General features: G+C 61.3%; 21 protein-coding genes and 1 pseudogene. 14 read left to right on the top strand and 8 right to left on the bottom strand.

The window, feature by feature from the left end:
- Positions 1-84 precede the first annotated feature (84 nt).
- From ACIOVD_RS08670 to glmS, 4 genes are all read left to right on the top strand, one after another.
- Positions 85-510 (top strand): F0F1 ATP synthase subunit epsilon, encoded by a 426-nt coding sequence (locus ACIOVD_RS08670; RefSeq protein WP_095165061.1) that lies wholly within the window; start codon positions 85-87, stop codon positions 508-510.
- 116 nt (positions 511-626) lie between these two features.
- Positions 627-1,994 carry a bifunctional UDP-N-acetylglucosamine diphosphorylase/glucosamine-1-phosphate N-acetyltransferase GlmU gene (gene glmU / locus ACIOVD_RS08665; RefSeq protein WP_401127155.1) on the top strand — a complete coding sequence of 456 codons (1,368 nt, stop codon included), beginning with the start codon at positions 627-629 and terminating at the stop codon, positions 1,992-1,994.
- Positions 1,995-2,153: 159 nt separating this feature from the next.
- Entirely contained in the window at positions 2,154-2,930 is a 777-nt protein-coding gene (locus ACIOVD_RS08660) for a DeoR/GlpR family DNA-binding transcription regulator (protein ID WP_401127153.1), read from the top strand.
- A gap of 1 nt (position 2,931) precedes the next feature.
- Entirely contained in the window at positions 2,932-4,764 is a 1,833-nt protein-coding gene (glmS, locus tag ACIOVD_RS08655; RefSeq protein ID WP_401127151.1) for a glutamine--fructose-6-phosphate transaminase (isomerizing), read from the top strand.
- Between the two features lie 106 nt (positions 4,765-4,870).
- Here glmS and ACIOVD_RS08650 read toward each other — a convergent pair whose 3' ends face one another.
- Positions 4,871-5,833, bottom strand: a complete 963-nt coding sequence (locus tag ACIOVD_RS08650) for a GNAT family N-acetyltransferase (protein WP_320333320.1) — start codon at positions 5,831-5,833, stop codon at positions 4,871-4,873.
- Positions 5,834-5,969: 136 nt separating this feature from the next.
- Between ACIOVD_RS08650 and ACIOVD_RS08645 the strand changes: the two genes are divergently transcribed.
- The 5 genes and pseudogenes from ACIOVD_RS08645 to ACIOVD_RS08625 form a co-directional block, all read left to right on the top strand.
- Positions 5,970-6,881, top strand: a complete 912-nt coding sequence (locus ACIOVD_RS08645) for a LysR family transcriptional regulator (RefSeq protein WP_401127149.1) — start codon at positions 5,970-5,972, stop codon at positions 6,879-6,881.
- Between the two features lie 129 nt (positions 6,882-7,010).
- Positions 7,011-8,228, top strand: coding sequence for an MFS transporter (locus tag ACIOVD_RS08640; RefSeq protein WP_095165056.1), 1,218 nt, complete (start codon positions 7,011-7,013; stop codon positions 8,226-8,228).
- A complete protein-coding gene (locus ACIOVD_RS08635; RefSeq protein WP_401127146.1) occupies positions 8,182-9,084 on the top strand; it encodes a LysR family transcriptional regulator in 903 nt (300 codons plus the stop codon). The genes ACIOVD_RS08640 and ACIOVD_RS08635 overlap by 47 nt, the downstream gene beginning before the upstream one ends.
- A gap of 132 nt (positions 9,085-9,216) precedes the next feature.
- Positions 9,217-9,840, top strand: coding sequence for a glutathione S-transferase family protein (locus ACIOVD_RS08630; protein WP_401127144.1), 624 nt, complete (start codon positions 9,217-9,219; stop codon positions 9,838-9,840).
- A 31-nt stretch (positions 9,841-9,871) separates the two neighbouring features.
- A pseudogene (locus tag ACIOVD_RS08625) lies at positions 9,872-10,762 on the top strand (pyridoxamine 5'-phosphate oxidase family protein); the annotation flags it as partial.
- On the opposite strand, the gene ACIOVD_RS08620 reads toward ACIOVD_RS08625, so the two are convergent.
- Genes ACIOVD_RS08620 through ACIOVD_RS08590 form a run of 7 tightly spaced genes read right to left on the bottom strand, consistent with a single transcriptional unit; the run spans position 10,754 to position 18,353 of the window.
- Entirely contained in the window at positions 10,754-11,884 is a 1,131-nt protein-coding gene (locus ACIOVD_RS08620; protein WP_159998678.1) for a glycosyltransferase family 4 protein, read from the bottom strand. The pseudogene ACIOVD_RS08625 and the gene ACIOVD_RS08620 sit on opposite strands and share 9 nt — an antisense overlap.
- Positions 11,885-13,015, bottom strand: coding sequence for a glycosyltransferase family 4 protein (locus ACIOVD_RS08615; protein ID WP_401127142.1), 1,131 nt, complete (start codon positions 13,013-13,015; stop codon positions 11,885-11,887). It lies immediately after the preceding gene.
- Positions 12,999-14,375 (bottom strand): glycosyltransferase family 4 protein, encoded by a 1,377-nt coding sequence (locus ACIOVD_RS08610; RefSeq protein ID WP_401127140.1) that lies wholly within the window; start codon positions 14,373-14,375, stop codon positions 12,999-13,001. Before ACIOVD_RS08610 ends, ACIOVD_RS08615 begins: the two co-directional genes overlap by 17 nt.
- On the bottom strand, positions 14,372-15,637 hold the full coding sequence (locus ACIOVD_RS08605; RefSeq protein ID WP_095165046.1) for an ABC transporter ATP-binding protein: 1,266 nt from the start codon (positions 15,635-15,637) through the stop codon (positions 14,372-14,374). Before ACIOVD_RS08605 ends, ACIOVD_RS08610 begins: the two co-directional genes overlap by 4 nt.
- A complete protein-coding gene (locus tag ACIOVD_RS08600) occupies positions 15,637-16,434 on the bottom strand; it encodes an ABC transporter permease (RefSeq protein ID WP_095165044.1) in 798 nt (265 codons plus the stop codon). The genes ACIOVD_RS08605 and ACIOVD_RS08600 overlap by 1 nt, the downstream gene beginning before the upstream one ends.
- A 36-nt stretch (positions 16,435-16,470) precedes the next feature.
- Positions 16,471-17,442 carry a GDP-mannose 4,6-dehydratase gene (gmd, locus tag ACIOVD_RS08595; RefSeq protein WP_095165043.1) on the bottom strand — a complete coding sequence of 324 codons (972 nt, stop codon included), beginning with the start codon at positions 17,440-17,442 and terminating at the stop codon, positions 16,471-16,473.
- Positions 17,439-18,353 (bottom strand): GDP-mannose 4,6-dehydratase, encoded by a 915-nt coding sequence (locus tag ACIOVD_RS08590; protein ID WP_401127137.1) that lies wholly within the window; start codon positions 18,351-18,353, stop codon positions 17,439-17,441. The genes gmd and ACIOVD_RS08590 overlap by 4 nt, the downstream gene beginning before the upstream one ends.
- A 427-nt stretch (positions 18,354-18,780) precedes the next feature.
- Here ACIOVD_RS08590 and ACIOVD_RS08585 point away from each other — a divergent pair, with 427 nt between their 5' ends.
- The 5 genes from ACIOVD_RS08585 to ACIOVD_RS08565 are packed head-to-tail and all read left to right on the top strand — an operon-like array spanning position 18,781 to position 24,605.
- Positions 18,781-20,430 carry a glycosyltransferase gene (locus tag ACIOVD_RS08585; protein ID WP_401127135.1) on the top strand — a complete coding sequence of 550 codons (1,650 nt, stop codon included), beginning with the start codon at positions 18,781-18,783 and terminating at the stop codon, positions 20,428-20,430.
- Positions 20,424-21,707, top strand: coding sequence for a glycosyltransferase (locus tag ACIOVD_RS08580; RefSeq protein WP_401127133.1), 1,284 nt, complete (start codon positions 20,424-20,426; stop codon positions 21,705-21,707). The genes ACIOVD_RS08585 and ACIOVD_RS08580 overlap by 7 nt, the downstream gene beginning before the upstream one ends.
- On the top strand, positions 21,704-22,597 hold the full coding sequence (locus ACIOVD_RS08575; protein ID WP_095165035.1) for a bifunctional 2-polyprenyl-6-hydroxyphenol methylase/3-demethylubiquinol 3-O-methyltransferase UbiG: 894 nt from the start codon (positions 21,704-21,706) through the stop codon (positions 22,595-22,597). The genes ACIOVD_RS08580 and ACIOVD_RS08575 overlap by 4 nt, the downstream gene beginning before the upstream one ends.
- Positions 22,594-23,748 (top strand): acyltransferase family protein, encoded by a 1,155-nt coding sequence (locus ACIOVD_RS08570; protein ID WP_401127130.1) that lies wholly within the window; start codon positions 22,594-22,596, stop codon positions 23,746-23,748. Before ACIOVD_RS08575 ends, ACIOVD_RS08570 begins: the two co-directional genes overlap by 4 nt.
- Positions 23,742-24,605: a class I SAM-dependent methyltransferase gene (locus ACIOVD_RS08565; protein WP_401127128.1), complete on the top strand. Its 864-nt coding sequence runs from the start codon at positions 23,742-23,744 to the stop codon at positions 24,603-24,605. The genes ACIOVD_RS08570 and ACIOVD_RS08565 overlap by 7 nt, the downstream gene beginning before the upstream one ends.
- Positions 24,606-24,831: the final 226 nt, after the last annotated feature.

The raw sequence follows: 24,831 nt of genomic DNA, 5'->3' as shown, positions 1-24,831 counted from the left end.
GGCATCGAAGAAGCGATCGAGAAAGCCAAGAAACTGTAATCCAGGCGCCCGGCGACGGGCGCTAATTTAGGTTGAGGCAATCAGATGGCTATGACAGTCCATTGCGACATCGTCAGCGCGGAAGGAGAAATCTTTTCCGGTCTGGTCGAGATGGTGATTGCGCACGGTGCACTGGGTGATCTTGGTATCGCCCTGGGTCACGCGCCGCTGATCACTAATCTGAAACCGGGTCCGATCCGCCTGATCAAGCAAGGCGGGGAAGCCGAGGTGTTCTACATCTCCGGTGGTTTCCTCGAGGTTCAGCCGAATATGGTCAAGGTACTTGCCGATACCGTGCAACGTGCTGCCGACCTGGATGAAGCCTCCGCTCAGGAAGCCGTCAAGGCTGCCGAGAAGGCCCTGCATGAGCGCGGCGCCGAGTTCGATTACGGCTCTGCTTCCGCACGTCTGGCCGAGGCTGCAGCTCAGCTGCGCACCGTCCAGCAGATCCGCAAGAAGTTCGGCGGCTAATCGCCTCCCGCTTGTTGTGTGATTGATTAAAAAGGGTAGCCTCGGCTACCCTTTTTCTTTTTCTGCAATTCACCATTTGGTCGCAGCCGCTGACCATCCCGGATTGGTAGCCAGTCATGTCATTAGAAATCGTTATCCTCGCCGCAGGTCAAGGCACCCGCATGCGTTCAGCCTTGCCCAAGGTGCTTCATCCCGTGGCAGGTAACTCGATGCTTGGCCATGTTATCCACAGCGCCCGGCAACTCCAGCCCGAGCGCATTCACGTGGTGATCGGCCATGGTGCCGACGCCGTGCGTGAGCGCCTGGCGGCGGATGACCTGAATTTTGTCCTGCAGGACCAGCAATTGGGTACCGGGCATGCCGTGGCCCAGGCTGTGCCGTTCATCACGGCCGACACCGTATTGATTCTCTACGGCGATGTGCCGCTGATCGAAGTCGAGACCCTGCAACGTCTGCTTACCCACGTAGCGCCGCAGCAATTGGGCTTGTTGACCGTCGAGCTGGATGACCCGACCGGCTATGGCCGGATCGTGCGTGACTCGGCTGGCAAAGTCACCGCCATCGTCGAGCAAAAAGACGCCAATGAGACCGAGCGGGCCATCACCGAAGGCAATACCGGGATTCTCGCGGTGCCTTTCGAGCGTTTGGGTGACTGGATGAGCCGGTTGTCCAACAACAACGCCCAAGGCGAGTACTACCTGACTGACATAATTGCCATGGCCGTCAGCGATGGCCTGGTGGTGGCTACCGAACAACCCCACGACGCCATGGAAGTGCAGGGCGCCAACGACCGCAAGCAACTCGCCGAACTCGAGCGTCATTACCAGCTGCGCGCGGGTCGCCGACTGATGGCCCAGGGTGTGACATTGCGCGATCCGGCCCGGTTTGATGTGCGCGGCGAAGTGACCGTCGGTCGGGATGTGCTGATCGATATCAACGTGATTCTCGAGGGCCGCGTGGTCATCGAGGACGACGTCGAGATCGGCCCGAACTGCGTGATCAAGGACAGTACCCTGCGCAAAGGCGTGGTGGTCAAGGCCAACAGTCACATTGATGGCGCGGTTCTGGGTGAAGGCAGCGATGCCGGCCCGTTCGCCCGCTTGCGTCCGGGCACGGTCCTGGAAGCGCGGGCCCATGTGGGTAACTTTGTCGAACTGAAAAATGCCCACCTCGGGGAAGGAGCCAAGGCCGGTCACCTGACCTACCTGGGTGACGCTGAAATCGGTGCGCGCAGCAACATCGGCGCAGGCACCATTACCTGCAACTACGACGGCGCCAACAAATGGAAAACCGTGTTGGGCGAAGACGTGTTCATTGGCTCCAACAACTCCCTGGTTGCGCCTGTGGATATCTCTGCCGGTGCAACCACCGCAGCTGGGTCAACGATCACCACCAATGTGGATAAGTTCCAACTGGCAGTGGCCAGGGCCAGGCAGAAAAATATCGACGGTTGGAAACGCCCGGAGAAGATCAAGAAGGTCTGAGTTATCCACAGGCTCATGATCCACTTTATTCGCGGGCAAGCCTGCTCCTGGTAGGAGCAAGGCTTGCCCGCGAAGCTTTTTTCTTCTGCCCGCTTGACGAAGTTTCGCTGATAGGTTTTTATTGCTTTCGTTATCTTTCGAAACGAAACTTACCAATCCATGTCGAAACGCAACACGCCCCTACGCCGACACAATATCCTTGCCTTGCTCACCGAGCAGGGTGAAGTCAGTGTGGATCAATTGGCCAAACGCTTCGAAACCTCGGAAGTGACGATTCGCAAGGATCTGGCTGCACTGGAAAGCCATGGCCTGCTGCTGCGCCGTTATGGCGGCGCAATCACCATGCCCCAGGAGCTGGTCAGCGATCCCGGCCAGCCGGTTTCCCATTACAAACAGGCCATCGCTCGCGCCGCCGTGCAGCGGATTCGCGAGCATGCGCGCATCATCATCGATAGCGGCAGTACCACGGCAGCGATGATTCCCCATCTGGGCCTGCAACCTGGCCTGGTGGTCATGACCAACTCTCTGCATGTGGCCAACGCCTTGAGCGAATTGGAACACGAGCCTGTGCTGTTGATGACCGGCGGAACCTGGGACCCACATTCAGAGTCATTCCAGGGGCAGGTGGCCGAACAGGTCCTGCGCTCTTATGATTTTGACCAGTTGTTCATCGGTGCCGACGGCATCGACCTGGTGCGCGGTACCACCACCTTCAATGAGCTACTCGGCCTCAGCCGGGTCATGGCCGATGTAGCCCGCGAAGTGATCGTGATGGTCGAATCCGACAAGATCGGACGCAAGATCCCTAACCTGGAGCTGCCATGGAGCAGCGTCCATACCCTTATTACCGATGACCGCCTGCCCATCGAAGCGCGCGATCAGATTCAGGCCCGCGGCATTCACTTGATTTGCGCGGCAGTCAGCCAGGAGAAATAGCATGTGTGGAATTGTCGGCGCAGTTGCGGAACGTAATATCACCGCCATTTTGCTCGAAGGCCTCAAGCGCCTCGAATACCGCGGCTATGACAGCGCCGGTGTGGCAGTCTTCACCAACGACAATACGTTGGAGCGCGTGCGTCGGCCGGGCAAGGTCAGCGAACTGGAGCAGGCCCTGGAAACCACACCACTGGTCGGCCGCCTGGGTATCGCCCACACCCGCTGGGCAACTCACGGCGCCCCGTGCGAACGTAACGCCCACCCGCATTTTTCCGGCGACCTGGCGGTGGTGCACAACGGCATCATCGAGAACCACGAAGCCCTGCGCGAACAACTCAAGGCCCTGGGTTATGTGTTCACCTCGGACACCGATACCGAAGTCATCGCCCACCTGCTCAACCACAAGCTCAAGGATCAGCCTGACCTGACCGTTGCCCTCAAGGCCACGGTCAAGGAACTGCACGGAGCCTATGGTTTGGCCGTGATCAGCGCCCAGCAGCCGGATCGCCTGGTTGCCGCCCGCAGTGGCAGCCCGCTGGTAATCGGCCTGGGCCTGGGCGAGAACTTCCTCGCCTCCGACCAACTGGCATTGCGTCAGGTAACCGACCGCTTCATGTACCTGGAAGAAGGCGACATCGCCGAAATCCAGCGTGACCGCGTGCAGATCTGGGATGTCGACGGCCAGGCCGTGGAACGCGAGTCGGTACAGTACCGCGACAGCGCCGAATCGGCCGAAAAGGGCGAGTACCGCCATTACATGCTCAAGGAAATCCACGAGCAGCCGTCCGTGGTCCAACGCACCCTGGAAGGGCGCCTGAGCCAGGACCAGGTGCTGGTCCAGGCCTTCGGCCCGCAAGCCGCCGAGCTGTTTGCCAAAGTGCGCAACGTGCAGATCGTCGCCTGTGGCACCAGTTACCACGCCGGCATGGTTGCCCGGTACTGGCTCGAAGAGCTGGCCGGCATCCCGTGCCAGGTCGAAGTCGCCAGCGAGTTCCGCTACCGCAAGGTGGTGGTGCAACCCGATTCCCTGTTCGTGACCATCTCCCAGTCCGGCGAAACCGCCGACACCCTGGCCGCCCTGCGTAACGCCAAGCAGCTGGGCTTCCTCGCCAGCCTGGCAATCTGCAACGTCGGCATCAGTTCCCTGGTGCGTGAATCCGACCTGACCCTGCTGACCCAGGCCGGTCGTGAAATCGGTGTGGCTTCGACCAAAGCCTTCACCACCCAGCTAGTCGGCCTGCTGCTGTTGACCCTGTCCCTGGGTCAGGTCCGCGGCACCCTCGCCCCTGGCGTGGAAGCCGAGCTGGTCGAAGAACTGCGTCGCCTGCCGATCCGCCTGGGCGAAGCCCTGGCCATGGACGGTATCGTCGAGAAAGTCGCGGAACTGTTCGCAGACAAGCATCACTCACTGTTCCTGGGCCGTGGCGCACAGTTCCCGGTGGCCATGGAAGGGGCACTCAAACTCAAGGAAATCTCCTACATCCACGCCGAAGCCTATCCGGCGGGCGAGCTCAAGCACGGTCCATTGGCCCTGGTCGACAACGATATGCCAGTGGTCACCGTGGCGCCGAACAACGAGCTGCTGGAGAAACTCAAATCCAACCTGCAGGAAGTTCGCGCCCGTGGCGGCCAGTTGATCGTGTTTGCCGACGAGAAAGCCGGCATGAGCAACGGCGAAGGCACCCACGTGGTGAACATGCCGCACATTCACGACATCCTGTCGCCGATCCTCTACACCATTCCGTTGCAACTGCTGTCGTACTACGTCGCCGTGCTCAAGGGCACTGACGTCGACCAGCCACGCAACCTGGCGAAGTCGGTGACTGTGGAATAAGTTATCCACAGCGAAATAACAACGGCCCATTCAGGCACGCAAAGCGAGGCCCCCGTCCTGTGGGGATCCTCGCGCCTGATGGACGAACACTGAGTAAAAGACGCAATTACAGGTGGAAATCGCCCGCCGCCTCCGGCTGGTAAAGCACTTTCCTGATTTCAATCCGGCGGGTTCGGTCAGAAATTCGCCAGTCGATTGCGTCCCCCTCCTGATAGCCCAGGATGGCGGCGCCGATGTCGGAATACACGGAATGCTTCCCTGCGTTGCTGTCCGCGTCTTCGGGGTAGACCAGGACTACTTCGATCTCTTCGTCGTCCAGCTGCAGCAAGGCCCTGGAGTTCATCGTGACGACATTGCACGCCACCTGCTGCGGCTTGACGACAATGGCTCGCTCAAGCTCATGTTCGAGTTCAACCACGGTCGGGCCTTGCTCGAGCACGATTAGACTCTCGAGCCTGGCCTTGTCGATTTCAGTGATGTAGATCCTGGTGGAGTCGTCAACGGCACCTTCGCGCAAGCGCTGGAGGTAGCGCCCCGCCGTCATGGAAAATGACTTCAATGTCGGCGTTTCGCTCTCAAGCACAAAGCCGCTGCGCAAAAAGGCTTTCAGCGAGCGCGCGTTGTCCGGGTGGATCTTGGCGATGAGTTTCTCGGCCCGCATGTCGAGGAAGGCCAGTTTCATGCCTTCGCGGATCGTGCGGGCGCCAAGGTTTCGGCCCCATTTGTCGCTGTCTCCGATGACCAGGACTATCTCGCAATTTGAGCCGGTCTTGATCAGACGGACAAAGCCCACCGGAGCGTCATACCGGTCATAGGCCATGAAGAATCGGCCGCCCCGGTTGAATAGATGGGTCAGGATCGGCGATTGAGTCCGATCGATGACTTGCTCGATGGAGCGGGAAACATCACGCGAATCGCTCAGATAGCAGGTGACGCGCTCATCCTCCAACCAATCCATCAGCGTCAGTGCGTGCGCCCGAGTAATTTCAGGGCACAGCGAAATGAAAGGCTTGTTCATCTTCACCACATTTATTTGTAAAGGATGAAAGCCCTTCATGGCTATGGCCATGACGGTTCTTTCGGCAACCGGCTATTTTAAGACATATCGCGAGTAATGCCGAACCCGAACCCGTCAATCGCTCAAGCCTCGATGAAGCCGACTATCAGTCAGAATGATCAAACTCAATAAGACTTTGGAGGTTTCAATGATCGAAACTCGCCTGCTACAGCAATTCATTGCCGTTGCCGAAGAACTGCACTTCAATCGGGCTGCGGTGCGCCTGCATATGGCTCAGCCGCCCCTGAGCCAAGCCATTCGCCGGCTGGAGAGCGAGATTGGTTTCCCGCTGTTCGAGCGCACGAACCGCAGCGTATTGTTGACGCCTGCCGGCACAGCGTTTCTGCAGACTGCCAGGTGCATTCTTCAGTCTCTCGATGAGGGCGTGACGCATACCCGGCGTGTCGCCGAAGGGCTCGAGGGCCACCTCACGATGACATTCATCAACATTGTGTCCTATGCCCCGTTGCTGCGGGCGCTACGGGGCTTCCGGCTCGCGTCGCCAGGGGTAGCGTTTACCATGAAGGAGGCCACGACCCACGAGCAGGTGGAGGCGCTGGAGAGCGGCGCTGCTGATATCGGCTTCATGCGCACGCCGGGGACGACCACGCCCCATCTGCGCTTCGAGACTATCCTGCGCGAGCCGATATGCGTCGCGCTGCCTGCTGGGCATCGGCTTGAGGATCACGCATCCATCGAGTTGGCGTTACTCAAGGACGAGGCTTTCGTGGCATCGCCCCGACCGCTGGGGCAAGGCTTTCACGATCAACTTATCGGTCTTTGCCAAGCCGCAGGGTTCCTGCCAAACATTGTTCAACAAGCACGGCAATTGCAAACCTTGATCGCGTTAGTGGCCAGCGGGTTCGGCATTGCCCTGGTACCCGCATCGCTGGCGATAGGAATGCACGAAGACATTGTCTTTCGCCCCATCATCGTGGATGCGCCCGAAGAACTGCTGCATTTGGACCTGCTGATGGCGTGGAACGCGAATCAGGACTCGCCGATCCGGGACCGGCTAATCGAGGCAGTCCGAGGCGCTGTTCTGCCACTGACCAATTGAGACGTTCAGCGTCTTGTTTCGCGATAAAAACAGTATTTTACCAACATAGGCACTGGCACTACTGTACGGCAGCACCCGATCCCAGAGTGAGCCCAAGGTCACTCCACTATTGTCGAACCAGGGACTGCCATGCCTGCCGCCATTTATGTCTTTTCATTGTGTACCTTTGCATTCGGCCTCTCCGAGTTTGTCGTCGCAGGTTTGGTTTCCGCCATCGCGGCCGACCTCGACTCAAAAATTGCTGCAGTTGGCACCGCTATTGCCGCTTATGCCATGGGCGCAGCCATTGGCGCACCGTTCATCACAGCCCTCGTCTCGCACTGGAGGGACAAGCACATTCTGATGCTTGCCATGGCGGTCCTCGCTGTCGGCAGCGTGCTGATGAGCCTTTCGCCGAATCTGTCGATGCTGCTGGTGATCCGGTTTCTGGTGGGCCTGGGCCATGGTGTTTTCATGGCGGTAGCATCGGATGCCGCGACGAAGCTGGTTGATCAGAAGCGTTCGGGACGGGCGCTATCCGTGGTGTGGATAGGTTTGACCCTCGCGCTCGCCTTCGGCGTCCCGATTGGCACGTTTCTGGGCAGCATCTGGTCATGGCGGGGCATTTTCCTGTCTATCGGGGTACTCAGCCTGTTGAGCATGCTCGGACTGCTGCTTTTCATGACCAGCAGCACAGAGCCTTCGGACAGCAGGCAAGCGAGCGCATGGAAAGGGATCAAGGCCATCACCCATCCGCAATTGCTCATCACCGCCGGCATCGGCGTACTGGTGAGCATTGCGACCTTTTCATTCTTCACCTTCGTCTCTCCCTACTTGCTGAGAATCACCGAGGTGGACGTGCAGCGGCTGAGTCTGGGCATGCTGCTGTTTGGCCTGTGCTCCATCGTGGGGAATCTGCTTGGCGGCTATCTTGTGGACAAGATGGACGCGAACCGCAGCACCGTGATGGCATTGGCGGGCTTGGCCATAAACTTGATCGGACTTTATTGGTTTAGTGGCTCTGCGCTCATGATGACGCTCTTGGTCGGCACATTGGGGGTCTTTTTCTTTTCCATCGTGACCATGTTGACACTGCGTCTGCTGAAACAGGCCCAGTGCTATATCCCGGAATCAACCGCCGTGGCCGCCGGATTGAATATCGCGTCCTTCAACCTGGGCACAGCACTGGGTGGAGTACTTGGCAGCATCACCATTGCGTTCGGCAGCTTGTCGCACATCCCGCTAGTAGGAGCGTTGGTTGCTGCGTTGGCAGCCTCTGTGCTTTTCTTGCAAACCAAGCACTCCAGCCCGAGGACAGGCAGTGGACCGTTTTCAGGAAATGCAGGTGTTCATGGCCGTGGCCCATGACCAGGGCTTCGCGGCGGCAGCCCGGCGCCTTGGGCTGTCGGCTGCCAGCGTGACCCGGGCGGTGGCGGCGCTGGAAGTGCGGATCGGTGCGCAGTTGCTGATTCGCACCACGCGCACTGTGCAACTGACAGAAGCGGGGCAGCGGTACCTGGAAGACTGTCGACGGATTCTCGCCGATATTCAGGACGCCGAAGAGTCGGCGGCGGGTAGTCATGCCGACCCCCGGGGGCAATTGACGATTACCGCGCCGGTGCTGTTTGGCGATTTGTATGTCACGCCGGTAGTGGTGGGCTTTCTTGAGCAGTATCCGCAGGTCAGCATCAATGCATTGCTGGTGGACCGGGTGGTGAGCCTGGTCGAGGAGGGCGTTGATGTTGCGGTGCGTATTGGCGAGCTGCCGGACAGCAGCCAGTACGCGATTGCGGTCGGTGAGGTACGCCGGGTGGTGTGTGGCTCTGCCGACTACCTCAGGCGTTTTGGTCACCCCCTGCACCCAGAGGAACTCGCCCGCGCGCGGATTATTGCCACCTCTGCCATCGGGCAGCAGCGCAGTTGGCCCTTTATGGCGGCGGGCGCCTCGATGAGTGTGCGCCTGGAGCCACGCATGGTGGTGACGGCCAATCAGGCGGCCATCACGGCAGCAACCCTGGGCCTGGGGTTGACCCGCGTGTTGTCCTATCAGGTGGCGGACAAGGTGGCAGCCGGTGAGCTGGAAATTGTCCTCGAGGATTTTGAGCTGCCACCGTTGCCTATCCACGTGGTGTATCAAGGTGGGCGCAAGGCACCGGCGCGGGTGCGCAGTTTTGTCGACTACGCAGTGCAGGCGCTGCGCGAGCATCCGGCATTACGCGGCTGAAGCATTATTGCGGTGGGTGAAATGGTGGATTGCCTTTTCTGGTGATTCTGTTGTTTTTTCAGCTGACGCAAGATGGACTCCATCAGCGCGGTTCGCTCCTGAGCGGCGCGATTTCCCCCTCTGGAGTCGACCATGCACAGCATCAAACTCTACAACTTCCCTCGCTCCGGCCACGCCCATCGGGTGGAGCTGATGCTGTCTTTACTGGATTTGCCCACCGAACTGATTTTTGTCGATCTGGCGAAAGGTGAGCACAAGCAAGCCGATTTCCTCGCGTTGAATGCGTTTGGCCAGGTGCCGGTGATCGATGATCAAGGCGTGGTGCTGGCTGATTCCAACGCCATTTTGCTGTATCTGGCGCAAAAATATGGCCAGGGCCGTTGGCTGCCTGCCGACCCCGTGGGCGCTGCACGGGTGCAGCGCTGGTTGTCGGTGGCGGCCGGGCCAATCGCCTATGGCCCGGCCGCCGCGCGCCTGATCACAGTATTTGGCGCCCCCCACAACGCGCAAGAAGTCATCGCCCGCGCCCACGCACTGCTCAAGGTGATGGATCAGGAACTCGCCACCTCCCGCTACCTGGTGGGTGACGAGCCGACCATCGCGGATGTTGCCGGCTACAGCTACATCGCCCACGCCCCGGAAGGCAATGTTGCCCTGGACGAGTACGCCAACGTGCAGGCGTGGCTGGCGCGAATCGAAGCGCTGCCGGGTTTCGTGGCGATGCCCCGCACTGTCGCCGGCCTGCAAACCGCCTGAAACTGCGCCAAGTGCGCAGGGGAGTTGTGTGATGGACGTTTCACCCTGGCACGCAGGTGAGCGGCAGTTGCAAACCCTGGTGGGAGTTGCTGAACGCATGGAGGCGTTCGGGCGCAAGGTGATCCGCACCGAGATGCCGGAGCAACATCGCCAGTTCTATGCTCAGTTACCCTTCATGCTGTTCGGTGCAGTCGACGCCCAAGGTAATCCTTGGGCCAGCGTTCTCGAGGGCCCCCCCGGCTTTGCCCATTCACCGCAACCTGCGCGGTTGCGCCTGGACAGCCTGCCCAGTCTCGATGATCCGGCGCAGGTACGGGCCGGCGCGGCGATCGGGTTACTGGGGATCGAACTGCACAGTCGTCGGCGCAACCGCCTCAATGGCCGGGTGTTGACGGTCGACGAGTTGGGGTTGAGTGTTGCGGTTGAGCAGTCTTTCGGCAATTGCCCGCAGTACATCCAGATCCGCCAGTTCGAGTCAGTGCCGCTGGCCGACCCGTCCGCGCGCATCGTGCACTACCTGGATGCCCTGGATGACGCGGCCCGGGCGCTGATTCGCACAGCCGACACCTTCTTTGTCGCCAGCTATGTGGATGTGGATAACTCACGGGCGGTGGATGTTTCCCATCGTGGCGGTGATGCCGGTTTTGTCCAGGTGCAGGGCAATCGCCTGACCATCCCCGACTTTGCCGGCAACCGCCACTTCAATACCTTGGGCAACCTGCTGCTCAATCCCCGAGCGGGGCTGCTGTTCATCGATTTCACCACGGGTGATGTGCTGCAGCTCAGTGGTCGTAGCGAAATCATCCTCGACGGGCCGCAAGTGGCGGCCTGCCAAGGCGCTGAAAGGCTGTGGACGCTGCAGGTGGAGCAGGTCGTGCGGCGTCCGGCGGCGCTGGCTCTACGCTGGCGCCGTTCAGGCATAGGACAGTGACTTCTCGGCCAGCACTTCCTCGTACAACGCCGCCCACTGGCGACCCATTTCTTCAGCGCTGAACAACTGCCGGTAACGAGCCTCGGCCTTGATGCCCATGGCGGCGGCCTGTTGCGGGTTGTCCCACAGGGTACGCATGGCCTGGCGCAAGGCCGGTGGATCGCTCGGTGGCACCACCAGCCCGGTTTCGCCGTGACTGTTGATATAGCTGGTACCGGTACCGATCTCACTGGAGATCATCGGTTTGCCATACATCGCCCCTTCCAGCAGCGAAATGCCAAAGGCTTCCGAGCGCAGGTGCGAAGGAAACACGATGGCATAGCTCAGCTCCAGCAAGGCGGCCTTGTCCTCATCGTCGAGACGACCGAGGAACTGGATATTGCGCAGGCCCAGTGCGGCGGCCTGCGCGTGCAATTCGGCCTCCAGCGGCCCGGCACCGACGATCACCACCGGGTAATCGACACCCTTGAGGGCTTCGAGCAGGATGTGCAGCCCTTTGTAGTAGCGCATCACCCCGACGAACAGGAAAAAGCGCTCGCCCAGGCGTTCCCGCCAACGGGCCATACGCTCAGGGTCGGACTTTGGGTAGGCGGCCTTGTTCAGGCCATAGGGAATGACCCGGGTCTTGTCCGGGAATTTTTTCAGCACTTCGCTGGTATGCAGGTAGTTCGGCGAGGCTGCGACAATCCGATCGGCGCTGGCCAGAAACCGCGTCATCAACGGTTGGTAGAGTTTGAGCAGGAGCTTCTGGCGGATGATGTCCGAGTGGTAGGTCACCACGCTCGGTTTGTTCATGCCGCTGAGAAAATGCACTACATCCATGAACGGCCAGGGGAAGTGATAGTTGATCACGTCAGCTTCGGCCGCCAGCTCACGAAACTGTTTGAGCACGCTGTAGGAGAACCCGGTGGAGGCGATCTGCACATCGAGTTTGGCTCGGTGCACCTGGTGCTGGCCAAATGGGATAACCGCCGGCACGGGGTTGGCGCTCAATGTCAGCACCTGGCTCTCGATGCCATGGGCGGCGCCACTTTCACAGAGTTCGAACATCACGTGCTCGATGCCGCCGACGGTTTCCGACAGATAGGTTTTATAGAAATGTAGGACGCGCATTCAACCTCCTAAAACCTGGCGATAGGCGCGCGCGGTGAGCGTCGCGCAGCGATCCCAGGAAAAAAGCTTCGCCTGTTGCAGCCCGGCTTCTCGGCTTACCTGCCAATGCACTTGATCGTCGGCCAGCCGGCTCATGGCATCACGCAAGCCGTGCAGGTCTTCGGGTTCAATATAGTTGCCCGCAGCCCCCGCGACTTCCGGCATGGCCGAGCGTCGGGTGAGGATGATCGGGGTACCACTGGCCATGGCCTCCAGCACGGGCAGGCCAAAACCTTCATAGATCGATGGAAATACCAGGGCCCGGGCGCCGGCCACCAAGTGGGCGACTTCCTCATCGGGCAGGTACCCGAGCAGGCAGACATGCCCGCTGGCCAGGCCTTTGCGCAGTTCATCGTCGAGCTGCTGGGCTTTCCAGCCGGCCATCCCGACAATCAGCAAGGGCATGCGCTGGCGCAGCGATTCCGGCAGTTGGGCATGGGCGCGCAGCGCCAGCCCGAGGTTCTTGCGCGGCTCCAGGGTGCCGACGCACAGGAAGTAGCCGCGCGGCTCCACCCCATGCGCCTGCAGTACCGGGTGCAAGGTCAAGTCGGTACGGGGGTGAAAACGCGGAGCGACTCCCAGGGGGGCGACCACGAAGCGTTCCGGGCCGAGGCCAAAATACGCTTGTGCCTCATCGGCAATGAACTGGGAATCGGTGAGGATCAGGCTGGCCTGTTTCACCCCCTGTTCCAGGCGTCGCTCGATCTCTTTCAAGCGTGCCGCCGGCTGGGTGGCGGGGTAGTGCACGTGCGTCAGGTCATGCAGGGTGACGACCGTCGGCCCCTTGAATGCCAGCGGCCACAGGCTCGGTTCGTGGTACAGCTGGATGTTGCCGGGGCGGCCCTGATCGAAGCGCCGTTGCTCCAGCCAGCGGCGTGCCTGATACGCCCCGGGGATCTGCCGCAGCACCGGGCTCAGCCGTGAGTAACCGGGCATCGCGGCGCTCGGCAGTTGGGAGCTCCAGCCCCAGCCGTGGAACAACGACAGCGTGATGTCCGGTTCCTGGCCGAGGGCGTTGACCAGCTCCGCCAGGTAATGGCCAATGCCAGTGCGTGGCGCCTGCAGGATTCGCGCATTAAGAGCAATCTGCATGCTGCCTCTCAACCGTCGTCGGGGTCTTGCGCACATGGCGCAGGACGCGCTCCACCAGTTGTGCACTGGCCTCGCGCCAGCCCAGCCAGCGCCACTCCTTGACGTCGCGCTCCGCCGGGAAGGTGCCGGTGGTTTCCATCTGTGTCATCAGGTCGACCAGGGTCTGCGGGTCATTCAGGTCGAAGTACGCCATGAACGGGCCGCCGATCTCGCGGAACACCGGGATGTCACTGCCCATCGCCGGCAAACCGCGCTGCATGGCCTCCACCAGCGGCAGGCCGAACCCTTCGACATAGGACGGGAAGACCAGCGCAGTGGCGTTGGAGTAGGCGTACTCCAGGCTCTTGTCGGTGAGGTCATTGAACATGAACAGGCGTTGGTTGAGCTGCGGGTGCTGGCGGATCCGCTCGATCAGCGCATCGCACTTCCAACCGATGCGCCCGGCAATGCACAGCCGCGCGCGCGAACCTTTGGCCCAGGCCAGCTCGAACGCATCGAGCAGGTAGGCGTGGTTCTTGCGCGGCTCGATGGTGCTGACCATCAGGTACACCGGGTCTTTGTTCTTGAACATCTGCTTGAGGGCCGGCTCCACAGGCAACGCGTCGTCGCACAGGTCCAGCTCGCTGCCCAGGTGAAAGTGGTCGAACCAGCGTTGCGCCACTTGCTCGGGCCCGACGCGGCGCAGCATCTCATCGCGTACCTGATCGGCAATGGTCGCGGAAATCGCCACGTAACCGTCGGCGGTCTTCGCGATCCAGTCGAACCAGTCGTTGAACACCCGGACCAGTCCGGCGTCGCAGAACTGCGGGTGGGTCAGCGGGATCAAGTCATAGATCACCGAGACAATGCCCACGCCATCGCGCTTGAGTTGTTCGGCCAGGGGGAAAAAATCGGCGTGCCAGGAAGAGTCCAGGAGCACCAGTTGATCGCCCGCCTGATGCTGCAGGGGTTGGCAGCGGGTGGGGATCTCCTGGCGCCTGAGGCAGAAATCGAGCAGCCGGATCGGTACGCTCAACGCGGCAAATGCCGCCAGCCGGCAGCCTACATACAACACTCGGCGAGCGAACCGGGATTGGCGAAACGGCGTGCGCCGCTCCAGCGTGCGGTGCATCAGCCAGAACCGGTTGGCGATCTGCTCCAGCCGTACGCGCACGCCCATCAGGTCCAGCTTGGGCACCTTGAGTGGCGCCAGGCTGGTCACTTGATACAGCGCGCCCTTGAGCATCACCACGGGAATGCATTCGACGGCCGGGTTGTTTCTTGGCAGCTCGGTAATGACGTTGCGCACCACGCGCTGAATACCCGAGTTGGCTTGCGGGTGTTCGAACACATAGGTGCATTCAACCAGCAGTCGTGTCATGGGGCGGTCTCCGGCGCCTGAGGTTGTACCGAGGTTTCTGATGAACGGGTGATGCTGGTTTGTGCCTCCAGCCACGAGCAGCCGACAAAGTCTTCCTGGCGGTTGTTGATCACGTGGAACACCAGGCCGTAATCGCGCCATTCGAAGTTGCGGTCCAGGTGCGAGTCCAGGCGTGACAGGCTCAGGGCCACGGAGTAGTTGCCCTTGCCCAGGCGCATGGGGAACGCAAAGCGGTAAGTCACCCGCTCGCCGGCGTGCAGGTCCGTCAGCGCCTGGTCGAGTCTGTGGGTGTTGATGCCGTAGATCGCCTGGCCGAGGCGGTCCTTGATCATGAAGCCCAGCACTAGGCGCTCGATGTCCTGGCGCACGTCCACTTGCACCTCCAGCACCATGGGCTGGCCGACTTCGGCGACTTCCACCGAACGCTGGCGCTGGTCCAGCAGGCGCACACTGTGGATGGTCGCTTCACCGGTACCGGAGATGGTTTGCACCTGGCCGTTGGCGAGCATTTCCTGGCGCACGATCTGGCCTTCGCGCTCGGCGAGCATGGCGTTGTAGTAGTCCATGACTTCTTCCGGCTTGCCGTGCATGGCCATGCGGCCCTTCTCCAGGAGGATCGCGGTGTCGCAGATCGACTGGATGGCCGAGCGATCGTGGGACACGATCAGCAACGTGGTGCCGGCGCGGCGAAAGCTACGGATGCGTTCGAAGCTCTTGTGCTGGAAGTAGGCATCACCGACCGACAGCGCTTCATCGACGATCAGGATGTCGGGTCGGCGCGCGGTAGCCACACTGAACGCCAGGCGCATCTGCATGCCACTGGAATAGGTGCGCACCGGGTGATCGATGGCTTCGCCGATCTCGGCAAACCCTTCGATCTCCGGCATCAGCGCCTCGATCTCCTCGACTTGCATACCCAGCAACTGACCGGCCATGAAGGCATTCTGCCGACCGGTAAAATCCGGGTGGAAACCCATACCCAATTCCAGCAGGGCCGCCACGCGGCCTTGCAGATGAATCTGCCCGCAGGTGGGCTGGGTAGTGCCGGTGATCATTTTCAGCAGGGTACTTTTGCCGGCACCGTTGACCCCGACAATGCCCACGGCTTCACCGGCCGGGATTTCGAAATCGACGCCTTGCAGCACCCAATGCTGTTGATGGCGAGGACGGGAGAAGGGCACCAGCCATTCAATCAGCCGGCTCCAGCGGTTCGGGTATTGTTTGTAGGCCTTGCCCAGGCCACTGACGCGTATGGTTCCCATCAGAGCTCATCCACCATTTCACCGACACGCTGGCGGAAAAGCCGCAGCCCCATCACACAGAACAGCAGGCCGATCACCAGCACGGGGGTCAGCGAACTCCAGTCCGGCCACTGGTTGTAGAGAAACACATTCTGGTAGCTGTGCATCAAGGCGGTCAGCGGGTTGAGCGCCAGGACGCGCTGGATGCCTTCGGGCAGGATCGACATCGGGTAGACGATGGGCGTCAGCCAGAACCAGAACTGCAGGAGGATGCCGAAGAATTGCCCGACATCCCGGAAGAACACGTTCAGTACACCAAGAATCATCCCCAGCCCGGCCGAGAACATCACTTGCAGGGCCAGCAACGGCACCAGCGCCAACAACGCCATGCCGGGCAAGCGCCCGGTGATCAGCAAAAAGCCCAGGAACAGGCCGAGGATGATTGCGAAGTTGATCCCGGCGTTGAGCAGCACAATCACCGGCAGGCAAATCCTGGGGAAGCTGATCTTCTTCAGCAGGTTAGCATTTTCCAGGAACATGCTCTGGCTGCGCAGGGTGATCTCGGAGAACAGCCCCCAGGTCAGCAGCCCGGCGCACAGGTACACGCTATAGGCCAGCCCATCCTCCACGCCCGGCAACCGGGCGCGCATGATCTGGGAGAAGATCACCGTGTACACCACGATCATCGACAGTGGGTTGAGCACGGTCCACAAGGCACCGAACAGAGAGTTGCGATAACGCGACTGGAACTCGCGCTTGACGCTGCCGAGGATGAAACCCCGATAGCTGCGCAGTGAGCGATAGAGGTTGAGGAGCATTCAGACTGTCCTGCCGTACTGATCTTCGAACATGACCTACTCCTTGGCGACGCGTTTCATGTCCGCTTCCATCATCATGCGGATCAGGGTCTGCAAATCGGTTTTCGGTTTCCAGCCCAGCAGCCGTTGAGCCTTGGCCGGGTTGCCGAGTAACACGTCGACTTCGGCCGGGCGGAAAAACGCCGGGTCGATCTTCACGAAGTCGCGGTAGTTGAGGCCCACATGATCGAAGGCGATCTGGCACATCTCGCGCACCGTGGTGGTGATGCCGGTGGCAACCACATAGTCGTCGGCCTTGTCCTGTTGCAGCATCAGCCACATGGCTTCGACATAGTCACCGGCAAAACCCCAGTCGCGCTTGGCGTCGATATTGCCCAGGCGCAGTTCCTGCTGTTTGCCCTGCTTGATGCGGGCGGCGGCGTCGGTGACCTTACGGGTCACGAACTCGATTCCGCGCAGCGGCGATTCGTGGTTGAACAGGATGCCGCTGCTGGCATGCAGGTTGAAGCTTTCGCGGTAGTTGACCGTGATCCAGTGGCCGTAGAGCTTGGCCACGCCGTAGGGGCTGCGTGGATAGAACGGGGTGTTTTCGTCCTGCTGTGCGGCCTGGATCAAGCCAAACATCTCGCTGGTCGAGGCCTGGTAGAAACGGGTGTGTGGACTGAACTGGCGAATCGCTTCAAGCAGGTGGGTCACGCCCAGGCCGTCAACGATTCCGGTGGTCACGGGTTGGTCCCAGGACGCCGCGACAAAACTTTGCGCCGCCAGGTTGTACACCTCATCGGGTGCCGACTTGATTACTGCGCGCTGCACCGAGCAGGCGTCGGCCATGTCGCCGTCCAGGTAGTGGATATCACCTTCCACACCCATTTCCCGCAGGCGCCAGCGCGAGTCGCTGCTGCGCCGTGCGACCAGGCCAAAAACCTGGTAGCCCTTGTCGAGCAACAGTTTGGCCAGATAGGCGCCATCCTGGCCGGTGATCCCTGTGATCAGTGCACTTTTTGTCATTCTTGTCGTACCCGTGACTCCCAGTCGGACAGGATCGCCCGCAAGGATTGTTGTGTTGTAAGTTCAGGCGCCCATCCGGTGGTCTGGTGCAGCCGGGCATGGCTGCCGCAGACACGCCGCTGCTCGGCACGGCGCATGCGCGCAGGGTCTTGAATCAGTTGCACTGGGACCTGGGCCAGATCGGCCAATTGCTCGATCAGGCCACGTACGCTCTGCTCGATGCCGGAGCAGATGTTGTACACCTGCCCAGGCTCGCCCTTCGCCAGCAAGGCCAGGTAGGCCGACACCACGTCCGCGACGTCGAGGAAGTCGCGCGTCACATCGATATCGCCGACCTGCAGTTGCGCCGGTTGCAGGCCTTGTTTGATCCGGCAGATCTGCCGGGCGGCGCTGGCGACGACAAAACTGTCCATTTGCCCGGTGCCAATGTGGTTGAACGGGCGCGCGACAAGTACCGGCCAGCCCTCGGTCATGCCCCATTGCAGGCACAACAATTCTGCCGAGAGCTTGCTCACTGCATAGGGGTTGCGCGGGCAGGGTGGCTGGTGTTCGTCGATGGGCAAGGCGCTTTCGCTGACCTGGCCATACACATCGCCTGAACTGACATACAGGAAGGTGCCGCTGAAGCCGCGAGCCTTGAGTGCTTGCAACAGGTGGAGGGTGCCCAGCAGGTTGACCTGCAAGGTATTGGCCGGGTCACGGAAGGCTTCGGGAACGAAGGTTTGCCCCGCCAGGTGAATCACCGCATCGGGCAGTTCCGGCCATAGACCTTCGAGGCTTTTTGGCTCGCGCAGGTCGTAGCCCGGGGCAACAGGTAGCAGTTGCCACTGCGAGTCGACAGCGTTCAGACGTGATTGGATATGACGGCCGACGAATCCATTCAGGCCTGTAACGAACAGACGCTTTTTCAAGCAACAGCCCCTCAATCGGTAAACTTTGCCATACCCCAATCAATTCATTGGGCGAACCCGAAAAGCTGTGCTCACTTTTCGGAAGGTTCTGATATGCAAAGTCGTTGTTGTAGTTGTTTGCGTCAATCTGTGCCAATTGCGCGGCAATTTCAACAGGTCTTAACGTGACTGGGCAGTTCTCGTCAGGACCGTCGGATTTATTCATCGCCGGTGTTCACGAATCCCCAACGGATGTGTTTAGAATGCCCCTCAGCACGATTGCCCAGCGATCAGCAAAGTGGTCCTTCGACCACACAAAGCTGACCACAAAAACAAGAACGTAGACGGGCATGCAGGCGCTGGACGAACTGCGCTATGGCGGGTAAATCCAGGGCTGTGCCGTCATAAGAATGAGGCTGCCGAAAAGGCGGTTTCAGCGTGGGATGCCATGAATTTCATTCTTTACTCGGATGTGAACGAGCGCTCGATCAGCCAGAGCCTCGGCCGTCCTGAATACAGCTACTACTTCGTCCTCAAGGCTTATCGTCCGGTCCTTGAAAGCCTGGGTCGGGTCCATATGGTGGACGCGATCAGCGAAGTCGACCCACTTTTTCGACGCCTTGCCGCCGAGGGTGAAGAAAGCCTGTTCCTTTCGTTCGCACCGCCACACAAGACGCCTACCGACCTGAGCTGCCCGACGATTTGCGTGGTTGCCTGGGAGTTCGACACCATTCCCACCGAGCACTGGGACAACGACCCCCGGCAGGACTGGAGCCATACCCTGGCGCAGCATGGCCGGGTCATCACCCTGTCCAGCCATACGGCGCAGGCGATGCGTCGGGCCTTGGGCGAAGACTTCCCGGTGCTGGTGCTGCCGACCCCGCTCTGGGAACGGTTCGCCGATATTCGCCAACAGTCCGCGAGCCAGCCGGTCAACCCCGGCACCACCTTGCAGACCCTGGGCTGCATCATCGACAGCCGCACGTTGGGGCTTTCGGCGGACGGCCTGATCGCGCCGATCGTCGCTGAGGCTGAACCGCAACCTGAGCCGCAACCCGAGCCCGCTCTTGAGCCTGAAGCGGTGGTTCTGGCGCCACCGCTGACCTGGCATCGGCGTCTGTTCATCACCAAACATTACCTGCGCCAGAGTCTGCGCGAGGCTGCCAGCCAACCCTTGCGCCGGCAGTTGGTGATCTTTCGCCATTACCTGCACCAGGTCTACGGCGAAGGTTTTCGTGATTTGCTGCCGCAAAGCCTGCGAGCACGCCTGCGCGGCGAGCGACCTGCCGCCGAAGTATCGCCGCTTGCCCCGGTAGTGGAGGTGGTTGAAAGGGCGCATGTGCCCCTCGAGGATTCACACCCGCAAGCAGTGTTTCCCGACACCGATCAAGTGGTCGAAATTCAGGTCGAGGGGGTGGTGTACGTCAGCGTGTTCAACCCCGATGACGGACGCAAGAACTGGCACCACTTGATCACTGCATTCTGCTGGGCCATGCGCGATGTCGAAGACGCCACCCTGGTGTTGAAGATGACCCAGAAAGACCTGTCCACCTACTACGTGCACATGCTGACCCTGCTGTCGCAGTTGTCGCCCTTCAGTTGCCGGGTGGTGGTCATCCACGGCTACCTGGACGACCAGCAGTTTGCCCGGCTGTACGGCGCCGCCAGTTTTTATGTCAATGCCTCGCGCTGCGAAGGGCTGTGCCTGCCACTGATGGAGTTCATGGCCTGTGGCAAGCCGGTGATCGCCCCTCGGCATACGGCGATGCTGGACTACATCGACGACCGCGTGGCCTTTATCGTCGACTCCAGCCAGGAGCCGACCGTGTGGCCGCAGGACAGCCGGATCCTGTTCCGCACCGTCTACCAGCGTCCCGATTGGGGATCGCTGAAAAATGCCTACCTGGCCAGTTATCACATGGCCAAGGCGCAGCCCGAGCGTTACCAGGCCATGGCCAGTGCGGCCAACGAGCGGATGCGCGACTACTGCAATTTCCCAGGGGTGCAGCAACGCCTGGCGGACTTCCTGCGACTGCAACAGCCAACCAGCCCGGTGCCTGAGTCGCCGGTCGCGACCGCAGGGGCGGCCTCATGCTGATCATCATTCATTCGGAAACCAACAAAAGTAACATCGAGCAGAATCTCGGCCGTCCCGAGTACAGCTACTACTTTGTGCTCAAGGAGTTCCGTCCGGTACTGGAGCGGCTGGGGCAGGTGATCGAGGTCAGCAACCCCGACGAACTGGTCGACCGCCTGTATTTCGACTGCCAAAGCCGTGGCGAAGACTGCGTGTTCCTGTCGTTCTCGCCGCCCCATCGCACACCGATCCACTACGCCTGTCCGACCATTCCGGTGTTTGCCTGGGAGTTCAGCACCATTCCCACCGACACCTGGCAGGGCGAACCCCGGCACGACTGGCGCATGGTGCTGGACAAGGTCGGCGCCGCGATTACCCATTCCAGTTTTACCGTGACCGCGGTGCGTGACGCCATGGGCCCGGACTACCCGATCAGCGCGATTCCGGCGCCGGTCTGGGACCGTTTTGCCGGGCGCGGGCGCGCGCTCGGGCAGCAGCCGTTGGCCGAACAGGTCAGGCTCAGCCTGCGTGGCCTGCTGATCGACAGCCGCAACCTGGACCTGCGGCCGTATGGCCCGGTGGCGTTGCGTGAAGGCGAGCCGGTGGATTTCGCCGCGCCTGCCGGCGAGCACGAACTGGTGCTCGACGGGGTGATCTACACCTCGGTGTTCAACCCCTACGATGGGCGCAAGAACTGGCAGGACATGCTCAGCGCGTTCTGCACCACGTTCCGCGAGTGTGCCGATGCCACCCTGGTGCTCAAGCTCACGCACCACGACATCGCGGACGCCTTGAATGACATGCTGCACCACCTTTACAAGAACCAGCACTACCGTTGCCGCATTGTGTTGATCCACGGCTTCCTCGCCGATGCGGACTATGAGCGCCTGGTGCAGGCCACCAGCTTTGTGGTCAACAGTTCATTCGGTGAAGGCCAGTGCCTGCCGCTGATGGAGTTCATGTCCTGCGGCAAGCCGGCGGTCGCCCCGTGCAACACGGCGATGGCCGATTACATCGATGGGCAAAACACCTTCATCGTCGACTCGACCGACGAACTCACCGCCTGGCCCCATGACCCGCGTGCGGCCTACCGCACCCTGCGGTACGTCACCAATTGGGATTCGCTGTGTTCGGCCTACCAGGCCAGCTATCAGGTGGCGCGTCACGATGCGCCACGCTATGCACGCATGTCGGCCCATGCCGTCAGTCGTCTGCAGGCGTTCTGTAGCCAAGCGGTTACCGAGCAGCGCTTGCAGGCGTTTCTGGCAAGCGTGATCGCCCAGGCGAAACCAGCATGATCGGCCGCCTGCTCGACTGGCTGCGTCCTGCGCCCGTCCCGGTAGCGGAGCCAGTACCGGCCCCGGTCCCGGTGGTATCGCCGCGTGATTGTGGTTTCACCGATGCGGTACTCGACGGCTGGTTTCTCGGCGGTACTGGGGAATTGCTCAAGGGCTTTGCGATTGGCGCCGACGACACCCTGCTCGACGTCGGTTGTGGCGAGGGCGCGGCGACCTTGTTTGCGGTGCGCCAGGGCGCCGCGGTGATTTTTACCGACAGCGAACAGGACAAGGTCCGCGAACTGGCACGCCAGGTGGATGCCATGACCCAGGCCCCAGCCCTCGGCCTGGTCAGCAACAGCCTGCCGCTGCCGCTGGCGGACGGCTGTGCGAGCAAAGTGGTGTGCATGGAAGTGCTGGAGCACGTCGATACCCCCGAGCAGTTCATGGCCGAGCTGGTGCGCATGGGCCGTCCCGGTGCCCAGTACTTGCTCAGCGTGCCCGCGCCGGTGGGTGAGCACCTGCAACGAGGCATCGCGCCTGCCGCCTATTTCCAGGCGCCGAACCATGTGCAGATCTTTTCCCATGAACGTTTTGCCGCCCTGGTCGAAGACGCGGGGCTAATCATTGAACACCGTCAGGCCACCGGCTTTTTCTGGGTCATGGGCATGATCTTCTTCTGGGCCAGCGAGCGCGCGGCGGGGCGGGATATGGCAGGCGCAGTGCGTGACCGGATCCAGGCGCCTTACCCGCCCCTGATGGAAGGCTGGGCCCGCACCTGGCATGACTTGCTGATGCAGCCCGACGGGTTGGCCATCAAGCAGGTGCTGGACCAGTTCATGCCCAAGAGCCAGGTGATCATCGCGCGCAAGCCCATGGCTGGCGAAGTAACGCCCGGGAGCGCGGGATGAGTGACAAGCGGATCATGGACATCGAACTGTTGCGCGGCATTGCCGTGCTCGGGGTGCTGTTCCATCACCTGCAAGACAGCCTGTTCGCCGGGCAGGTCCCGCTGTTGCAAGCCATCCATGCCCTGGGCCAGCCCTGGTGGGGCGTCGATCTGTTTTTCGCGATTTCCGGGTTTGTCATCGCGCGCAGCCTGATCCCCGCGCTGCAGGGCTGCAGTACGCGCCAGGAGTGCTGGGAGCAGACCCGCAATTTCTGGCTGCGGCGCGCCTTTCGACTCTTGCCGTCGGCCTGGTTGTGGCTAGCGCTGATGCTCCTCGCCTGCCTGTTCATCAACCGCTCAGGCGCCTTCGGCACCCTGGTCGCCAACCTGCAGGCGACGCTGGCCGGGGTGTTGCAGTACGCCAACTTCCGCTTCGCCGACAGCTTCTTCCACTATGAGTACGGCACCAGCTTCGTGTACTGGAGCCTGTCCCTGGAGGAGCAGTTCTACCTGTTGTTTCCGTTGTTGATCCTGGTCTGCCGCAAACATCTGGTGTGGGCCTTGCTGGCGCTGGTGGCGGTGCAACTGCTGACGTTGCGCACGCCGATCCTGATGGTGATCCGCACCGACGCGCTGGCGTTGGGGGTGTTGCTGGCCATGTGGAGTGCACAACCTTCCTACCGCCGTTGGCAGCCGACCTTCTTGCGCCGGCCCTGGGCAGGTATCGCGGTGCTGGTGGCCATTGCCATGTTGATGAGCTTTCTGGCGACCGATCGTTTTACCTTCACCTCCTACCGCATCGGCGCCATCGCGCTGCTCAGTGCGGTGCTGGTCTGGCTGGCGTCCTACAACTGTGACTACCTGATGCCACCGGGGCTGTTCAAGCGGGTGATGACCTGGATCGGCAGTCGCTCCTATGGCATCTACCTGATCCATATCCCGGCCTATGCGCTGGTGCGCGAATTGATCTTTCGCTTGCAGGCGGCGTCTTTGCCGAGCCCGGCCGGCCACCCGATCATCACGATCTTGCTGGCGTTCGGTCTGATCGTGCTGTTGAGCGAGCTCAACTACCGCTTTATCGAAATGCCTATGCGTAATCGCGGCGCGGCGTTGGTCAAACGCTTGAGTGCGTCCCGAGCGGCCACCCCATCCCCAGGAGTCACCTCATGCTGAGCCTGTTGAAGAAGCTGGCGGGGGGCGCTGTTGCCCCCGCTGCGGCCTGTCCCCCTGCGCCAGCCGCGCCCCCCGCGGCAACGCTTGCGCCGGCACCCAAGGTCGATCCCTACATGCTGGGCCTGCGCGATGCGGTGCTCAGTGGCTGGTTCAACCAGCAGACCGGCGAACTGTTCACCGGCTTTCCGGTAACGGCCGCCGACACGCTGCTGGACGTGGGGTGTGGTGACGGTGGCAACGTGCACTTCTGTGCTACCCGGGGGGCGCACATCATCATTGCCGACATCGACGCGGCCAAGGTCGAAGCCACTCGCCTGCGCCTGGGCGATACCATCGCGGCCAGCGTCGAGTGCCACGTCACCGACTGCGCGCCACTGCCGATTGCCGATCAGACGGCGACCCGGGTGGTGTCCACCGAGGTCATCGAACACGTCGACGACCCCGCGCAGTTTCTCGCCGAACTGGTGCGCGTCGGCAAGCCGGGCGCGCTCTATCTGCTGAGTGTCCCGCACCCCAGTTCGGAAAACCTGCAGAAAGACATCGCCGCCCCCGAGTACTTCCAGAAGCCTAACCACATCCGCATCATCAGCGAAGATCAGTTCAAGCAGATGGTCAGCGACGCCGGGCTGGAAGTGCTCAGCCACAGCCAGTACGGCTTCTACTGGTCGCTGTGGATGATGTTGTTCTGGGAAGCCAAGGTCGACCTGAGCAGTCCCGACCATCCGCTGCTCAACCACTGGGCCGAGACCTGGGCGGCGGTCCTGGAGTCGCCACGCGGCGAGCAGATCAAGCAGGCGCTGGATGGCGTAGTCGCAAAAAGTCAGGTGATCATTGCCCGCAAGCCATTGGCTGCGTAGGCTGACGCACCGGCCCGGCTGTGTGTTGATGTGAATGTGGGAGCGAGGTGTATGCGGAATCTGTGGGCACCTAATATCACTGTAGGAGCGGGTGCCCGCTTGCGGCCTGCTCGCGATGGTCGTCAACGATGACGCATCAAGCCTGATTCACCGCGGCGCTCTTGCGTCCATCGCGAGCAGGCTCGCTCCCACACAAACACCCACAACAAAACTATCACCCCCAGCG

It is taken from the genome of Pseudomonas sp. NPDC087626 (assembly GCF_044743405.1).
GTDB lineage: Bacteria > Pseudomonadota > Gammaproteobacteria > Pseudomonadales > Pseudomonadaceae > Aquipseudomonas.
Note: the sequence above shows the minus strand (reverse complement) of the source record. Positions and strands in the feature narration are given on the sequence as shown.

What these genes read in the sequence shown, in the direction of transcription:
- ACIOVD_RS08670 (WP_095165061.1), top strand. Translation starts at nt 85, where the DNA reads ATGGCTATGACAGTCCATTGCGACATCGTCAGCGCGGAAGGAGAAATC.
- glmU (WP_401127155.1), top strand. Translation starts at nt 627, where the DNA reads ATGTCATTAGAAATCGTTATCCTCGCCGCAGGTCAAGGCACCCGCATG.
- ACIOVD_RS08660 (WP_401127153.1), top strand. Translation starts at nt 2,154, where the DNA reads ATGTCGAAACGCAACACGCCCCTACGCCGACACAATATCCTTGCCTTG.
- glmS (WP_401127151.1), top strand. Translation starts at nt 2,932, where the DNA reads ATGTGTGGAATTGTCGGCGCAGTTGCGGAACGTAATATCACCGCCATT.
- ACIOVD_RS08650 (WP_320333320.1), bottom strand. Translation starts at nt 5,833, where the DNA reads ATGGCCATAGCCATGAAGGGCTTTCATCCTTTACAAATAAATGTGGTG.
- ACIOVD_RS08645 (WP_401127149.1), top strand. Translation starts at nt 5,970, where the DNA reads ATGATCGAAACTCGCCTGCTACAGCAATTCATTGCCGTTGCCGAAGAA.
- ACIOVD_RS08640 (WP_095165056.1), top strand. Translation starts at nt 7,011, where the DNA reads ATGCCTGCCGCCATTTATGTCTTTTCATTGTGTACCTTTGCATTCGGC.
- ACIOVD_RS08630 (WP_401127144.1), top strand. Translation starts at nt 9,217, where the DNA reads ATGCACAGCATCAAACTCTACAACTTCCCTCGCTCCGGCCACGCCCAT.
- ACIOVD_RS08620 (WP_159998678.1), bottom strand. Translation starts at nt 11,884, where the DNA reads ATGCGCGTCCTACATTTCTATAAAACCTATCTGTCGGAAACCGTCGGC.
- ACIOVD_RS08615 (WP_401127142.1), bottom strand. Translation starts at nt 13,015, where the DNA reads ATGCAGATTGCTCTTAATGCGCGAATCCTGCAGGCGCCACGCACTGGC.
- ACIOVD_RS08610 (WP_401127140.1), bottom strand. Translation starts at nt 14,375, where the DNA reads ATGACACGACTGCTGGTTGAATGCACCTATGTGTTCGAACACCCGCAA.
- ACIOVD_RS08605 (WP_095165046.1), bottom strand. Translation starts at nt 15,637, where the DNA reads ATGGGAACCATACGCGTCAGTGGCCTGGGCAAGGCCTACAAACAATAC.
- ACIOVD_RS08600 (WP_095165044.1), bottom strand. Translation starts at nt 16,434, where the DNA reads ATGCTCCTCAACCTCTATCGCTCACTGCGCAGCTATCGGGGTTTCATC.
- gmd (WP_095165043.1), bottom strand. Translation starts at nt 17,442, where the DNA reads ATGACAAAAAGTGCACTGATCACAGGGATCACCGGCCAGGATGGCGCC.
- ACIOVD_RS08585 (WP_401127135.1), top strand. Translation starts at nt 18,781, where the DNA reads ATGAATTTCATTCTTTACTCGGATGTGAACGAGCGCTCGATCAGCCAG.
- ACIOVD_RS08580 (WP_401127133.1), top strand. Translation starts at nt 20,424, where the DNA reads ATGCTGATCATCATTCATTCGGAAACCAACAAAAGTAACATCGAGCAG.
- ACIOVD_RS08575 (WP_095165035.1), top strand. Translation starts at nt 21,704, where the DNA reads ATGATCGGCCGCCTGCTCGACTGGCTGCGTCCTGCGCCCGTCCCGGTA.
- ACIOVD_RS08570 (WP_401127130.1), top strand. Translation starts at nt 22,594, where the DNA reads ATGAGTGACAAGCGGATCATGGACATCGAACTGTTGCGCGGCATTGCC.
- ACIOVD_RS08565 (WP_401127128.1), top strand. Translation starts at nt 23,742, where the DNA reads ATGCTGAGCCTGTTGAAGAAGCTGGCGGGGGGCGCTGTTGCCCCCGCT.